Raw genomic sequence first — 14,880 nt, forward strand, 5'->3', positions numbered from 1 at the left:
GTCAGACGAGCGCGGCCCAGATGAACACGGTGACGGCGAAGATCAGCACGAACAGGCCGATCACCACCACCGGAGCCGTCGCCCAGCCCCGCTTGTCGTAGTCCGGCTGGCGGGGGCCGGCGCCGGACATGCTGCTCTCACCGGGAGGCGTCTCGCCCGGCGGGACGCCTCCGCCCGGCTCGAGACCGGCCGTGCGGTCCGGGTCCGGGTCGGGATTGGGTGCGGGTGCGGTCATGGTGCCACCTGGCCTTCCTGCCGGTCCGGCGGCCGGGGCACGGGCCCCGCCGCCGGGCGCGGTCATCTCTGCCTCGTGGGGGAAGCGGCCGCACCGCCGGGAACGGTGGTGCGGTGGGCGACGGCGAGGCTGTCCGCCGCCCGGGTGGCCAGCAGGGTGCTGGACCGGCCGTCGAGGTACGGCAGCAGGACGGCCTGGCCGCCCCACTCCGCGAGCTGTGCCGCCTCCGGCAGCTGTTCCATCGCGTAGTCGCCTCCCTTGACCCAGATGTGCGGGCGCAGCCGCGGCAGCAGCCGCTGGGGCGTGTCCTCGTCGAACACCGCCACCGCGTCCACGCACTGCAGGGCCCGCAGCACCCGGATCCGGTCGGCGAGCGGGGTCAGGGGCCGTCCCGGGCCCTTGCGGCGGCTGACGGAGGCGTCGGAGTTCAGGCAGACGACCAGGCAGTCGCCGATGCCCCTGGCCTGCTGCAGCAGGCTGACGTGCCCGGCGTGCAGCAGGTCGAAGCAGCCGCCCGCCGCGACCACGGTGCCGCCCGCCGCCCTCACGTGCCGCGCGAGCTGCAGGGCGTCCCCCTCCATGGTCCCGCCGCGGGCCCGGCCCGGGTAGGGGCCGCGGGCCACGGCCCGGGCGCCGCCCTCGGCGACGTACCGGGTGGCCGCCGCCACCGCCCCCTGCACGGCCTCCACCGGCAGCGCGCCGTCCCCCAGCAGTCCCGCCGCCGTGCCGCTGAAGCAGTCGCCCGCGCCGCACGTGTCACCGCCGTGCCGGGCCGCCGTGGGGACGAGCATGGGGCGCTCGCCCTGGGAGAGCAGCGCGCCGCGCCCACCCAGCGTCACCGCCACGCACACCGCCCGCCACCGCCGTACGAGCTCCGCCGCCGTGCGGGCGACCGCGCCCAGCGCCTCGGCCTCCTCCTCGCCGGCCCCGGCGAACAGGAAGGCCTCCTCGCCCGTGGGCGTCACCAGGCGCGCGCCCGGCACCGGCGGGCCGCCGCGCGGGTGGGGATCCCACACCAGCGCCGTGCCGGGGGCGCGGGCGGCCAGCGCCTCCCGCAGCACCTCGGCGGTGCCCCGCGCGTAGTCGGCCACCAGGACGGCCGGCGCCTCGGCGATCAGGCGGCGGGCCCGGCCGGTGGAGCCGGCGGCCCGCCCGGTGCCCCGGTCCAGGCGCACCACCGGCCGGCCGCCGGCCAGCACCCGCGTCTTCTCCGCCAGCGGGCCGTCCAGCGGCAGCGGGACCAGCGTCACCGACGGTTCCAGCAGCGCCCGCACCTGCAGGCTCGCCGGGTCGGCGCCCAGCGGGGCGACGAGGGTCACCGGCCGCCCCGACCGCGCGGCGAGATACGCCGCCAGCGCCGCGCCGCCCGGGCGCAGCTCCTCCCGGCAGTCGTCCAGGACGGGCACGGGCGCGTCGGGGGCCAGCCGCTCGGCGGTTCCGACCAGGTCCCGGTCGAGCAGTGCGTCACCGACGACGAGCAGGGGGGTGCCGGTGCTCATGACGTCCCCCTTCCGGGCGCGGCGCCCAGTGCCGCGTCGAAGGCGTCGCACATCAGGTGCACGGCCACCAGGTGCAGCTCCTGCACGGTGGCGGTGGTGCCGGCCGCGACGCACAGCGACGCGTCGCCCGCCTCGGCGAGCGGGTTGGGGGCGGGCCCGGTCAGCGCCCACACCTCGGCGGCCGCGGCGTGCCCGGCCTCGGCGGCCCGCAGCAGGTTGCCGCTGGCACCGCTCGTGGACAGCAGGATGAGCACGTCGCCGGGGCGCGCGTGCGCCCGCACCTGACGGGCGAACAGCTCGTCCGCGCCGTAGTCGTTGACGATGGCGGTGCAGCTGGAGGTGTCGGTGTGCAGGGCGAGGGCGGAGAACGGCGCCCTGTCCTCGCGGTAGCGGCCCACCAGCTCGGCGGTCAGGTGCTGGGCCTGCGCGGCGCTCCCGCCGTTGCCGGCGGCCAGCAGCCGCCCGCCGGAGCCGAGGGTCGCCGCCAGCCGGGCGCCCCACCGCTGGGCGGTGACGGCGTTCTCCTCGCGGAAGCGCCGCAGTGCCGTCAGCAGCCGGCCGCAGTGGTCGCCTTCGGCGACGGCGGCGGTGCGGCCGGTCGTTCCGGTGACGGTCATCGCGGGGCTCCTGACGGTACGGGGGCGGCGACCCGGTCGTAGACGCGCTCCACGCCGTCCGCCACCCGGTCCCAGGTGAAGCGGGCGATGACGCGCGCCCGGCCGGCCCGGCCGAAGGACTCCAGCCGCCCGGGGGCGGCGAGCAGGTCGCGCACCGCGCCCGCGAGCCGGTCCGGCTCTCCCGGCGGGACCAGCAGGCCCGTCTCGCCGTGCGCCACGGTGTCGCGGTGGCCGCCGACGTCCGTGGCGACGACCGGCACGCCGCAGGCCATGGCCTCCAGCGGCACGATGCCGAAGGGTTCGTAGACCGGCGCGCACAGCACCACGTCCGCGCTGCGGATCAGCGACGGCATCTCCTCGTGCGGCACGCAGCCCAGCAGGACCAGACGGTCGGCCACCCGCAGCCGGCGGGCCAGCGACAGCAGCCGCATGGCCTCGTGGTCGCGGGCGAGCCCGTCCCTGGGCGGGCCCCCGACCACCAGCAGTTCGGCGTCCGGGAGCCGGGTCAGCGCCCGCAGCGCCAGGTCCACGCCCTTGCGGGGGACGAGCCGGCCCACGCACAGCAGCCGGTGCGGGGAGCGCCGTCCGGGGACGAGGGCGATCCGGCCGCGGGCCGCGAAGTGCCCGGTGTCCACCCCGCAGGGCACCACCGAACAGCGCTCCGGCCCGATGCCCATCCGCTCCAGCTCGCGCACCTCGTCCGTGCAGGTGGCCAGTATCCGGGCGCAGGAGGTGCCGATGCGCCGCTCGACGCCCAGGCGTTCGGGCGGGCTGGTGTCCGCCGCGCCCTGGTGCCGCCGCTTGACGGTGCCCAGCGCGTGAAAGGTCTGCACGACGGGCACCGCGAGCTCCCCGGCGCCCGGCAGCGAGGCCATGCCGGACATCCAGAAGTGCGCGTGCACGACGTCCGGGCGACCGCGGGCCCACGTGCGGGCGAGGTGATCGGCGAAGGCCGGCATGTGACCGAAGAGCTCGTCCTTGGGCAGCACCCGCTCGGGGCCGGCCCGGACGTGCTCGACGACGGCCCCCGACGGCAGCGGCACCCGGTCGGGCAGCGTCGCGTCGTCCCTGCGGGTGTAGACCGTCACCTCGTGGCCGCGGCCGGCCAGCAGCCCCGCCAGGCGCGCGACGTAGACGTTCTGGCCTCCCGCGTCGGGGCCGCCGGGCGCGGCGAGCGGACTCGCGTGCTCGGACACCATGGCGATCCTCATCGGGTCACCTCCTTGATCAGCCGGTCCCAGTCGTCCAGGAAGCGGGGCAGCCCGTACCGGGCCAGTGCGGCCGCCCGTGCCGCCCGGCCCGTCTCGCGGGCCCGGGCGGGATCGGCGACGAACTCGCGGACGGCGTCGTGCAACAGCTCGATCCGGTTGGAGACCACCCCGGCGCGCGCAGGCACGGCCTCGCACACCTCGGTGGTGGCCAGGGCCACCACGGGCATGCCCAGGTGCATGGCCTCCAGCAGGGACAGCCCCAGCGACGTCCAGCGCACCGGGTGCAGGTAGACGCGGCGTTCGGCCATCTCCCGGTGCAGGGCGCTCTGCACCAGCTCGTGGCTCCGGCACCGCTCCGCCGGGATGCCCAGCCGGCCGGCCAGGCCGTCGGTGCCCATGCCGAAGACGTCCAGCGGCGCCGCCTCGCTGAAGTACGGCAGCAGGTCGGTGCCGGTCGTACGGCCGCGCCGCAGCGGTTCGTTGACGACCACGGCGGCCCGCGCCAGGCGGCCGGTCCACAGCGGGCCGGGGTCGACGATGCCGTGCTCGATCACGGTGGTGGGCGTCGCGCCGCAGTCCCACATCAGCCGGTTGAAGTGGGTGACGTGCACGACGGTCAGCCCCGGCCTGCCGGCGGCGGGGTGTCGGGTGTCCGGGACGGGGCCGCCGGGCGCGTTGTGCTCGAGGTAGACGGCGGGCACGTCGACGCCCGGCCGCAGGCCCAGCCACCGGCGCGCCAGGCCGAACTCGTGCGGCCGCTGGAGCACCACCAGGTCCGCGCCGGCGTCGCGCAGCCGCTCCGGCGGCAGTTCGACCACGGAGTCCGGCCAGTCGAAGGTGCGCGCCCTGCCGAGCCCGTCGGGCCCCCGGTCCCCGGTCACCGGCACCACATAGGTGTGCGGGCCCTGGACGAACGCCGTCGTCCACGAACCGTGCACGTGCCACAGCAGGATCCTCATGACGTCGCCTCCGGAGCGGGGTCGAGGCCCGGGACGCGCCCGGTCAGCTTCTCCACGGCGGCCAGCACGTCCTCGGGCAGGACGCCGTTCAGGCACGGGTGACCCGGTACGGGGCACACCCGGGCGCGGCTGCCCGCGCACGGCGCCCGTTCGTCCCCGAGCAGCACGTGCGGCACGCCGTGGGGCGCCCACCGCTCGGCGGGCACCACGGGCGCGAACAGGGACACCACGGGGGTGCCCACGGCCGCCGCCAGATGCGCGGGCCCGGTGTTGCCGACGACCACGGCGGCCGCGTCGCACAGCACCCGGGCCAGCTCGGCCGGGCCGGTCAGCCCGCCCAGGTCCAGGGCGCCGCCGCCGGCCACCGCCGCCGTCAGCTCCCGCTCGCCGGGGCCGCCGGTGACCACCACCCGGTAGCCCGCCCGCACCAGCGACCGCACCGCGGCGGCGCACCGCTCGCGTCCCCACCGCCGGGCCGGCACGGCGGCGCCCGGGTGGACGACCACATACCCGGGCGCGCCCACGAGCCCGTCGGGCGCGGGGGGTTCGAGCACGGCGAGGCGTCCGTCGTCGCCCTCCGGCAGCGGGAAACCCGCCGCCTCGGCGAGGTCGAGGGCCGCGTCCACCTCGTGCCGGTGCGGTGTCCGGCGGTGTCGTACGTCCAGCAGCGAGCCCGGGTAGTCCACGCAGTCGGCCGCCAGCCGCGGCACTCCGGCCATCCGCAGCACCAGCGCCGTGGGCAGCGGGCTCTGGTGGAACGACGTGAGCACCAGCGCCGCGTCCGGCGCCTCCCGCGCCACGCGCCGGGCGAGCTCGTCGACGCCGGCCCGGTCGGCGGGCGGCGGGCCGAAGCCCACCCATGGCGCGTCCCACACGATCACCTCGTCGACCCCGGGCAGCATCCGGGCCGCCGGGGCGCCGCGCGGACCGCACAGCATCGTCACCCGGCCGGCGCGCGCGGCCACGGCGCGCACCGCCGGCCCGGCGAGCAGGACGTCGCCGAAGCTGTCCAGGCGTGCCACGAGAGCCCTCACGGCCGGCTCCCCTCCGCCGCGGGCACGGCGGCGCCGAGCAGCACGCGGACCGCGCCCAGCAGGTCGGGGGCGCGGCACCCGGCCCGCCGCACCTCCTCGGGCAGGGTCAGCGCCGTGGGCACCAGCACGCCCGTCGCACCGGCGGCCTCCGCCGCCTCCATGTCGCCGCCGATGTCGCCGACGACGGCGCAGTCGGCGGGGTCGACCCCCAGCTCACGGGCGGCGGCCAGGACCAGGCCCGGGGCGGGCTTGCGGCAGCCGCAGCCGTCGTCCGGGCCGTGCGGGCACACCGCCCAGGCGTCGAACGGTCCCAGCAGCCGGTCGACGCGCGCGTTCACCCGCCGCACCTGATCCATGGTCAGCAGCCCCCGGGCCACCCCCGACTGGTTGGTGATCACGCCGACGGGCACCCGGCGCCGGCGCAGCAGCGCGAGCGCGGCCCGGGCGCCGGGCATCGGCGTCACCCGGCCGGGGTCGCCGTTGTAGGGGACGTCCTCGACCAGCGTGCCGTCCCGGTCGAACAGCACGGCGGCGGGCGGCCGGTCACGGTTCACGAGACCGGTCCTTCCCTCGGAGAGGGCGGCGCGGGGGCCGGCAGCACGACGGCCGATGCCGTCGCGCCGGGCAGCGGCCCCGCGTCCCGGTGCCGCCACGTCCCGCGCAGCCGGTGCCATACGGCCAGCGGGGGAATGGCGGCGCTGGTCAGCAGCATGGTGGCGATCTCCTGGGGCGTGCGCGGGCCGGGCGCGATCCGGGCCCAGGCGAACTCGGCCGTGCCCAGCGCCCATCCCAGGCCGGCCGCCGCGCCCGCGCGCCGGTGCCCGGTGAGCACGAGGCCCGCCGCCACGGCCCCGGCCGCGGTGATGGCGGCATGCGCGCGCAGCCGGCCGCGCGGGGCGCCCGCCCGCCGCCACCAGCGGCGGCCGTGCAGCCGCAGCATCAGGGCGTCGTCGGCGTTGCCCGCCTGGGTGCGCAGCGAAACCCAGCGGTCCGCCGGCCGCACCGGATGCCGGATCGTGCGGATGCCGGGCTCCAGCCGCCAGCCCGCGACCAGCACCCGCAGTGCGAGGTCGGCGTCCTCGCGGAAGGCCCGCGGAAAGCGCTCGTCGAACCCGCCCACGGCCGCCAGCGCCGCCCGCCGGTAGGCCATGTCGGCGGTCGCCCAGCGGGCCACGGCCAGGCCCGCCGTACTGCGCTCCCAGTCGGTGGGCCGCCGCCCGGACGGCAACGGCACCTCGATGATCCCCTGCACGCCGCCCACATCGGCTGCGGCACAGGTCAGTTCGCCCGCCAGCTCGGCGCGCCACACCGGGCCGACGCGCACGTCGTCGTCGAGGAAGACCACCCAGGGCGCGTCCACCGCCCGCCAGCCGGTGTTGCGCGCGGCGGCCGGCCCCCGCCCGCCGCTGCTCAGCACCCGGGCGCCCGGGCGCAGCCGGCCGAGCGCCTCCAGCGGCAGCGGCGCGCGCCCGGCGCCGGGGCCGCGCCGGTCGTCGACGACGACCACCTCGCTCGGGGCGGGGCCGGCCGACGCGGCCAGCGAGGCCAGGCAGTCGGCGAGGCACGCGCGGCCGATCGTGGGCACGACGACCGCGTACGCAGGACAGCCACCGGTGCTCATGCCGGCTCCTCCCCGCCCGCGTACGCCCGGCCGCGGCGCACCGCGTACGGCCCGATCGCCAGCAGGTCGACCGGCGCCGAACCGAAGCACTCCAGGGCGTCGCGGGGGTCGTCGACCATCGGCCGGCCCGCCGTGTTCAGGCTGGTGTTGACGACCACGGGCAGCCCCGTCCGCCGCTCGAACGCGGCCAGCGTCCGCGCGAGAAGGGGCTCCTGCCCCGGGTCCACGGTCTGGATCCGGGCCGTGCCGTCCACGTGCACCACGGCCGGTATCCGCTCCCGCCACGGCCGCACCACGCCGTGCACGAACAGCATGTACGGGCTCGGCAGCGGGCCCTCGAAGATCTCCGCCGCCCGGTCGGCGAGCACCATCGGGGCCACCGGCCGGAACTCCTCGCGCCCCTTGACGTGGTTGAGCCGCTCCAGGTTCTCCGCGCGGCCCGGATGGGCCATCAGCGACCGGTGGCCCAGCGCCCTGGGCCCGTACTCGCTGCGCCCCTGGAACCAGGCGACGATGCCGTCGCGCGCCAGCTCCTCGGCCACCGCCTCGGCGATGTCCGGCGGCCGCTCGTAGGGCACGCGCGCCCGCTCCAGCCAGCCGCGCAGCTCCTCGTCCGACCAGCCCCGGCCCAGGTCGGCGCCCGTCATCGGCTCCGCCGCCGCGCCGCCCTCGGCCGCCAGGTGCAGGGCCCCGCCCAAGGCGGTGCCCGCGTCGCCGGCGGCCGGCTGCACCCACACCCGGTGGAAGGGGCTCTCGGCGGCGATCCGCGAGTTGGCCACGCAGTTGAGGGCCACCCCGCCGGCCATGGCCAGCGACTCGGCGCGGGTGCGGCTGAACAGCCACCGCGTCAGGTCCAGCAGCAGCTCCTCCAGGCACGCCTGCGTGCTCGCCGCGAGATCCGCGTGGTCCTGCGACCACTCCTGCCCCGGCACGCGCGGCTCGGTCAGCGCGGCCCACGGCACCGCGTGCGCCCGGAAGCCGCCGTCGCCGGTGGCGTACAGGTGCTCCCGCAGCACCGGCAGGAAGCGCGGCTTGCCGTAGGCGGCCAGCGCCATCACCTTGTACTCGTCGCTGCTGCGCAGGAAGCCCAGGTGCTCGGTCAGCTCCTCGTAGACCAGGCCCAGGGAGTGCGGCAGCAGCTGGGTGGCCATGATGTCCAGCGTGCCGCCGGCGTAGCGCCCCGCCAGGTGGGAGGCGCACTCGCCGCGGCCGTCGAGCACCAGCACCGCGCTGTCGGGGTAGGGGGTGGCGAGGCCCGCCGACGCTGCGTGGGCGACGTGGTGCGGGACGAACCGGACCCGCTCGGGGTCCAGGCCCGGCAGGGCCTCGGCGAGGAAGCCGGGCGCCTCGCGGGCGTAGGTCTGGCGGATGGCGTCCCAGGGGTCGTCCAGGCCCATCGACTCCGGGGCCTTGGCGAGCGCGGGGTCGTAGGAGTACGCGACGGCGTCGAGGTCGCCGGGGCGCAGCCCGGCGTGCTCCAGGCACCAGCGGGCGGACAGCTGGGGCAGTTCCCACGCGGCGAACGGCACGGGGCGCTTGCCGTGCTTGCGCCGGGAGAACCGCTCCTCCTCCGCGGCCGCGACGATCCGCCCGTCGACGACCAGCGCGGCGGCCGGGTCGTGGAAGAGGGCGTTGATACCGAGGATGCGCATGGCGTGCTCCGAGTCTGTCGGGACGATGGCTCCGGGGCTGCCGGGACGGTGCTGCGAAGCGGTCGGGACGGTCGGGACGGTCGCGAGGCGGGGGCTGCCGGGACGGTCGGGAGGTGCTAGGGGAGGGCGGAGCGCATGAACCACTCCACGGTCCGTTTGAGGCCCACCGCGCAGTCCACGCGGGGCTCCCAGCCCAGCTGCCTGCGGGCCGTCTCCGTGTCGGGCCGGCGCCGGGCCGGATCGTCGGCCGGCCGGTCCACGAAGCGGATCGTGGAGGCCGATCCCGTCAGGTCCACGATGCGCCGGGCCAGTTCGAGGATCGTGGTCTCCTCGCAGCTGCCGATGTTCACCGGGCCCGGATGCCCGCCGGCGGCGAGGGCGACGATGCCGTCCACCGTGTCGTCGACGTAGGTCAGGGAACGGGTCTGGGCGCCGTCGCCGGCCACGGTCAGCGGATCGCCGTCGAGCGCCTGCCGGATGAACGTGGGCACCGCACGGCCGTCCCCGGCCCGCATGCGCGGACCGTAGGTGTTGAAGATGCGGACGATGGCGGTGTCGGTGCCGTGGGTGCGCCGGTACGCGGAGACCAGGGCCTCGGCGAACCGCTTGGACTCGTCGTAGACGCTGCGCGGCCCGACCGGGTTGACGTTGCCCCAGTACTGCTCGCGCTGCGGGTGCTCCAGCGGGTCCCCGTAGACCTCGGAGGTGGAGGCGAGCAGGAAGCGCGCGCCGTCGCGGCGGGCCAGCTCCAGGGCGGCGCGGGTGCCGCTGCTGCCCACCTCCAGCGTCTCGATCGGCAGCCGCAGGTAGTCGGCGGGCGAGGCCGGGCACGCGAGGTGCGCCACCAGGCCCACGGGCCCGGGTACCGCGGCGAGGCCGCCGGGTTCGGTGACGTCCGCCTCGACGAGGACGAAGCCCGGCCGCCCCTCGAGGTGGGCGACGTTGGCCCGGGAACCCGTGACCAGGTTGTCCACGCACCACACCTCGGAGCCCTCGGCCAGCAGCCGCTCGCACAGGTGGGAGCCCACGAAACCGGCCCCGCCGGTGACCACCGCACGGTTCCAGCGTCGTTCGTCCATGGTCACACTCCTTCGCGCACCGGTTCCTCCGCGTCCGTCGCGGGCAGGCGCCGTCCCGCCCCCGGATCGCCGGGACCGGGAAAACCTGTCGACTGAGTGGAATTGGGATCCGCCGGTCCCTGACCGGGCGGCCGGCGCGCGGCTTCGTCCGTGGCGCCGAGGGGGTGGCCGGAGACCTCGCTCGCATAACCACCCGTAGCCGGAACGACTCACACAGCAGCGTCGCACACGGCCGCGGATCCCTCCACTCGAACCGTCCGCTTGCCCGCCCCGCCCGTGCGGGCCAGCCTGGGGAGGCGGGCGGCGGCCCCGCGATCGGGTGCGGAAGGAGGTGCCGTGTGCCGGCCCACCGCACGCCATGCGGCGAACCCGCCCCGCACCCCCGCGACATGACACTCTGTCACCCGTCCGCGATCCCCCTGGCCGGGCCCCTCGCCGACGACCGCCCCCGTCTGCTGGTCCTGCGCGCGCTGGGCCTGGGGGACCTGCTCGCCGGCGTCCCCGCGCTGCGGGCGCTGCGCAGGGCCCGCCCCGGCCACGAGATCGTGCTCGCCGCACCCACCGCCCTGGCCGGCCCGGCCGTCGCCTGCGGCGCCGTGGACACCCTGCTGCCCGCCGCCGCTCCCGGCCGGGCCGTACCCCGCACCCTGCCCTGGGCCGCGCCGCCCCCGGACATCGCCGTCGACCTGCACGGCAACGGCCCGCCCAGCCACCGCGCGCTGACCGCCCTCGGCCCCCGCCGCCTCCTGGCCTTCGCCCACCCCGGCACACCGGAGGTCCGGGGCCCCCGGTGGCGGCCGGACGAGCACGAACGCGAACGCTGGTGCCGCCTCCTGCGCTTCTACGGCATTCCCGGCGACCCCACCGACCTCGCCCTCGCCCCGCCCTCCACTCCCTCCCCGGCGCCCGGCGCGGTCGTCCTGCACCCCGGCGCGGGCTCGCCCTCGCGCCGCTGGCCGCCGGAGCGCTACGCCGCCGTGGCGCGCGGCCTGCTGGAACGGGGGCACCGCGTGGTGGTCACCGGCGGACCGGGCGAGGAGGACCTGGTGGCCCGCGCCGCCGTACCCGGCACGCGGGCCCTCGCCGGAGGGCTGCCCTTTCCCGCGCTCTCCGCGCTGGTGGCCGCCGCGCGCGCGGTCGTCAGCGGCGACACCGGCATCGCCCACCTCGCCGTCGCCCACGCCACCCCCACGGTGACGCTGTTCGGCCCCGTGGCGCCCGCCCTGTGGGGACCGCCCCGCTCGCCGCGCCACCGCGTGCTGTGGCACCCGGGACCGCCCGGCGACCCGCACGCGCGCGTTCCCGACCCTCTCCTGCTGCGCATCACCCCCCAGGACGTCCTCGAGGCCCTGGACGCCTTCGACGGGCGGGGGGCGGCCCGGGCGTGAGCGTCACGGGCGGCGCCAGGCGTCGCTCCGCACGCCGGTGACGCGGTCATTGGTTCAGCAGACGCCTGACCAGCCGGCCGAAGACGAAACGGCCGGCCCGCGCCGTCCACCCGTCGAGCGGGCGGGGCACGCCCCTGACGCCCAGGTCCTCGCGCCAGACGACCCGCGATCCCCCGCCCGGCCGCCCGCTCACCTCCAGCTCGGCCCAGCCGGTCACCACCCGCCCCCGCTTCTCCAGCCGGCACCGGCCGGGGCCGCCGCCGGCGGGCGGCCGCCACAGGACGACGTCCATCGGGTCGTCGAAGGCCAGGGGGCCGATGCCCGTACGGGCCACGAAGCGCGTGCCCACGTGCGTGGGGAAGGGCGTCGTGACGACGATCCGGGTGAGCGGGAGGGCCGCCGCGTGCCGCTCCCAGTCCGTGAGCCGCAGCCAGACCTCGCCGACAGGCAGGGCGGCATCGCGGTGGAGCTCGAACAGTGCCATGTGCGCGCCTCCCGCCTCCCGCTCCGCGTGGCCCCCGCTCATGTATGTCACGTTTCCCCGCCGGCATTCCCGGCCGGCAGGCCCGCCGCCCCTGCGGTCACTACCTTGGTCCGTTGGCCCCTCCGTGGCGAGTCGTGCAGGGCTGGTGCTGTGCCAATGGCCCAGTCGAACAGCGGTCTGTTGAGCCAGCTGGCGGCCGGATGCTTTGATGTCCGTGTCGATGGCGCTGCGGATCCCCGCGGCGCCTCTTTTGTTGCGTGTGCTCACATGCGTGTACTCACAGAGGGGGGACCGGAAGAGGTGCTCAAGAGGCTGTTCGTGGCGCCGGACCCCGGCCGGCTCAGGCTGCGCACCGGCGTCCGCGCCGTCCTGGGCGTGGCCCTGTCGGTCGCCGCCGCCCAGCTGGCCGGTCTGCCGCTGCCCGCGGTGATCCTCGGCGGCCTCACCGCGCTCCTCGCCCTGTTCACCGTCGGCGACCCGACCGTACGGCGCCAGGCGGTCACCACCGCCCTGCTGCCGGCCGTCGGCCTCCCCGTGCTCGCCCTGGCGGCGGCACTGCACGGCTTCCCCCCGGTCCGCGACGCGGCGTTCCTCGCCGTCGTCTTCTGCGGCGTGTACGCCCGTCGCTGGGGCGCGCGCGGGCAGGCGCTGGGGATCTTCGCCTTCATGATGTTCTTCGCCACGCAGTTCCTGCACGCCGTCCCGGACCAGCTGCCCGGGCTGTACGCGGCCGTGGCCATGGCCATCGGCGCGTCCGCCCTGGTCCGCTTCGGCCTGTGGTGCATCGAGCGCCGCACCCCGCCGCCCGCGGGGCCCGCGCTCCTCGCGGCACGCGGCCTCGCCCGGCCGACCACCCGGCAGGCCTTCCAGAACACCTTCGCCTGCGCCATCGCCCTCGGCGTGGGCCAGCTCGTCTCCCACGAGCGCTGGTACTGGGCCGTCGGCACCGCCTGGTGGATCTTCGTCAACACCGCGTCGCGCGGCGAGACCCTCGTGCGCGGCTTCCGCCGCGTCGTCGGCACCCTCATCGGCATCGTCGTGGGCCTCGTCGTCGCCGTCCCCCTGCACGGCGCCCCGGCGCCCACCGCCGCCCTCGTCGCCGTCTGCGTCTTCGGCATCTTCTACACCGCCGCCCCCTCGTACAGCTGGATGATGTTCTTCGTGACCGTCATGGCCGGCCTGCTCTACGGGCTGCTCGGCGTGCTCCACCCCGGCCTGCTGGCCCTGCGCTTCGAACAGACCCTCGTGGGGGCGGGCGGCGCGGCCCTCGCCGTGGCCCTCGTGCTGCCCGTCACCACGCACGCCGCCACCGACGCCTGGATCCGGCGGTCGCTGCTGGCCCTGCGGCACTGCACGGCCACCTCCGCGCGCCGGCTGGCGGGGGACGACGCCGCCGACCCCGCCCCGCACGTCGCCGAGCTGGAGATCCTCCTGGCCAAGGTGCGCGTCTCCCTGGCGCCGCTGCTGCACCCGCTCAGCCCGCTGCGGGCACGCCGCGCCCGGGCCGCCATGGTCATGACGCACCTGGACGACTGCGTCCGGCAGGTCCGCGGCCTGGCCGAGGTGGCCGCCGACCCCGACGCCTCCCACGACGCCCGGCTGACGGCCGCCTGCCGCCGGGTCGAGACCGCGCTGCTCGCCCTCGCAGCCCCCGACGAGCCCGTGCCGCACGTCGAGGCGCACGGCGTGCCGCGCCACCACCCCGGCGCCGAGCGCGCCCTGGCCCACCTGCACGACCTCGAGGCCGCGCTCGCCTCGCTGGCCGCGCCCCTGCGCGACCGGCCGCGCGGCGTCTTCGCGGACGCCTGAGCCACCGGCCATTGATCCACCGGTCATTGATCCACCGGCCACCGATCCCCGGCCACGTTCCGTGACTGTCAGTGGCACCCTGTAGCGTCGGCTCCGACGGTCGGTTCGACGGGAGGGGCGGGCAATGGCAGCCACGACGGAGCACGGGCGCCGGTGGGCGTACATCGGATCGTTCACCGATGCGGGCGGGTGGGGGCTGACGGTCGCCGAGGCCGACGACGCCACGGGCGCCCTCAAGCCCGTGCACACGACCGACGCGGTGGTGAACCCCTCGTATCTGGCGCTCTCGCCCGGCGGTGACGTGCTGTACGCCGTGAGCGAGACGGACGAGGGCGCCGTCGTCGCGTTCTCGCTGGCCGACCCCGCCCGCCCCGAGCCCCTCGGGCCGCCCGTCGCGGTGCGCGGCGACGGCCCCACCCACCTCGCCGTCGCCGGCCCGTGGCTGTTCACCGCCAACTACGGCTCCGGCAGCGTCAGCGCCCTGCCGGTCCGCGTCGGCGGCTCGCTCGGAGCGCCCTCGGCGGTGCTCCCGCACCGCGGCCGCGGCCCGGTGGCGGACCGTCAGGCGGCCCCGCACCCCCACGCCGTCGTGCCCGACCCCTCCGGGCGCCGGCTGCTCGCCGTCGACCTCGGCACCGACTCGGTGTGGATCCACGCGCTCGATCCCGTGACCGGCGCCCCGAGCCCGCACGGCGAGACGCCGCTGCGCCCCGGCACCGGCCCCCGGCACCTCGTCTTCCACCCGCGCGGCGACCGGGCGTACGTCCTGGGCGAGCTGGAGCCCGTCGTCGCCGTCTGCCGGTGGGACGCCTCGGCCGGCACGCTGGAGCCGGCCGGGGAGGCCCGCGTCCTGCCCCCGGGAGCGGTCTCGCCGAGCTATCCGTCGGCGCCCGTCGTCTCCGCCGACGGCCGGTTCCTGTGGGCGGCCAACCGCGGCGACGACACCATCGCCACCCTCGCCCTCGACGCGCAGGGGGACGGCCTCGAGCTGCGCGGCACCACCGACTGCGGCGGGCACTGGCCCCGCGACCTGACCGCGCACCCGGACGGGCGGCTGCTGTACGCCGCCAACGAGCGCTCCGGGGACGTCACCTGGTTCGCCGTCGACCCGCGGACGGGGATACCGACGCGCGCCGGTTCGCTCGCGGTGCCGGCGGCGTCCTGCGTGCTCTTCGCCTGACGGCGCCCCGCACGCGGGGGCGGGAGCCGGGCCCGCGAAACGCCTGGAGGGGCCTCCTGTGACGGAGGCCCCTCCAGAGGCGGGCGTTCACGGGCCGTACGCACTCCTGGGC

Annotated in this window: 14 protein-coding genes; 3 read left to right on the forward strand and 11 right to left on the reverse strand. The window is 77.3% G+C overall.

Features of this window, described 5'->3' with window-relative positions; all coding sequences use genetic code 11:
• Nucleotide 1 precedes the first annotated feature (1 nt).
• The 10 genes from IE295_RS03665 to IE295_RS03710 form a co-directional block, all read right to left on the reverse strand.
• A complete protein-coding gene (locus IE295_RS03665; protein ID WP_190061928.1) occupies nt 2-235 on the reverse strand; it encodes a DUF6480 family protein in 234 nt (77 codons plus the stop codon).
• A gap of 62 nt (nt 236-297) precedes the next feature.
• Entirely contained in the window at nt 298-1,734 is a 1,437-nt protein-coding gene (locus tag IE295_RS03670) for a PfkB family carbohydrate kinase (RefSeq protein WP_190061929.1), read from the reverse strand.
• A complete protein-coding gene (locus IE295_RS03675; protein ID WP_190061930.1) occupies nt 1,731-2,351 on the reverse strand; it encodes a D-sedoheptulose-7-phosphate isomerase in 621 nt (206 codons plus the stop codon). The genes IE295_RS03670 and IE295_RS03675 overlap by 4 nt, the downstream gene beginning before the upstream one ends.
• Entirely contained in the window at nt 2,348-3,562 is a 1,215-nt protein-coding gene (locus IE295_RS03680; RefSeq protein ID WP_190061931.1) for a glycosyltransferase, read from the reverse strand. Before IE295_RS03680 ends, IE295_RS03675 begins: the two co-directional genes overlap by 4 nt.
• On the reverse strand, nt 3,559-4,521 hold the full coding sequence (locus IE295_RS03685) for a glycosyltransferase (protein WP_190061932.1): 963 nt from the start codon (nt 4,519-4,521) through the stop codon (nt 3,559-3,561). Before IE295_RS03685 ends, IE295_RS03680 begins: the two co-directional genes overlap by 4 nt.
• A complete protein-coding gene (locus tag IE295_RS03690; RefSeq protein ID WP_190061933.1) occupies nt 4,518-5,555 on the reverse strand; it encodes a glycosyltransferase family 9 protein in 1,038 nt (345 codons plus the stop codon). The genes IE295_RS03685 and IE295_RS03690 overlap by 4 nt, the downstream gene beginning before the upstream one ends.
• Complete coding sequence (locus IE295_RS03695) at nt 5,552-6,109, reverse strand: D-glycero-alpha-D-manno-heptose-1,7-bisphosphate 7-phosphatase (RefSeq protein ID WP_190061934.1); 558 nt, start codon at nt 6,107-6,109, stop codon at nt 5,552-5,554. The genes IE295_RS03690 and IE295_RS03695 overlap by 4 nt, the downstream gene beginning before the upstream one ends.
• Nucleotides 6,106-7,176 (reverse strand): glycosyltransferase family 2 protein, encoded by a 1,071-nt coding sequence (locus IE295_RS03700; RefSeq protein ID WP_190061935.1) that lies wholly within the window; start codon nt 7,174-7,176, stop codon nt 6,106-6,108. Before IE295_RS03700 ends, IE295_RS03695 begins: the two co-directional genes overlap by 4 nt.
• On the reverse strand, nt 7,173-8,828 hold the full coding sequence (locus tag IE295_RS03705) for a carbamoyltransferase family protein (RefSeq protein ID WP_190061936.1): 1,656 nt from the start codon (nt 8,826-8,828) through the stop codon (nt 7,173-7,175). The genes IE295_RS03700 and IE295_RS03705 overlap by 4 nt, the downstream gene beginning before the upstream one ends.
• Nucleotides 8,829-8,944: 116 nt before the next feature.
• Entirely contained in the window at nt 8,945-9,907 is a 963-nt protein-coding gene (locus tag IE295_RS03710) for a UDP-glucuronic acid decarboxylase family protein (protein WP_190061937.1), read from the reverse strand.
• Between the two features lie 389 nt (nt 9,908-10,296).
• Here IE295_RS03710 and IE295_RS03715 point away from each other — a divergent pair, with 389 nt between their 5' ends.
• Nucleotides 10,297-11,295, forward strand: coding sequence for a glycosyltransferase family 9 protein (locus tag IE295_RS03715; RefSeq protein ID WP_190061938.1), 999 nt, complete (start codon nt 10,297-10,299; stop codon nt 11,293-11,295).
• Between the two features lie 46 nt (nt 11,296-11,341).
• Here the strand turns inward: IE295_RS03715 and IE295_RS03720 are convergent, their stop codons facing one another.
• Nucleotides 11,342-11,779: an SRPBCC family protein gene (locus tag IE295_RS03720; RefSeq protein WP_190061939.1), complete on the reverse strand. Its 438-nt coding sequence runs from the start codon at nt 11,777-11,779 to the stop codon at nt 11,342-11,344.
• Nucleotides 11,780-12,046: 267 nt separating this feature from the next.
• On the opposite strand from IE295_RS03720, the gene IE295_RS03725 reads away from it, so the two are divergent.
• Together IE295_RS03725 and IE295_RS03730 are read left to right on the forward strand one after the other, a co-directional pair.
• The gene (locus IE295_RS03725) at nt 12,047-13,588 is read left to right on the forward strand and encodes an FUSC family protein (protein ID WP_190061940.1); all 1,542 of its coding nucleotides are present in this window, start codon (nt 12,047-12,049) and stop codon (nt 13,586-13,588) included.
• 124 nt (nt 13,589-13,712) lie between these two features.
• Nucleotides 13,713-14,768, forward strand: a complete 1,056-nt coding sequence (locus IE295_RS03730) for a lactonase family protein (RefSeq protein WP_190061941.1) — start codon at nt 13,713-13,715, stop codon at nt 14,766-14,768.
• The last annotated feature ends 112 nt before the right edge of the window (nt 14,769-14,880 follow it).

This window comes from Streptomyces griseocarneus (assembly GCF_014655595.1).
Classification (GTDB): domain Bacteria; phylum Actinomycetota; class Actinomycetes; order Streptomycetales; family Streptomycetaceae; genus Streptomyces; species Streptomyces griseocarneus.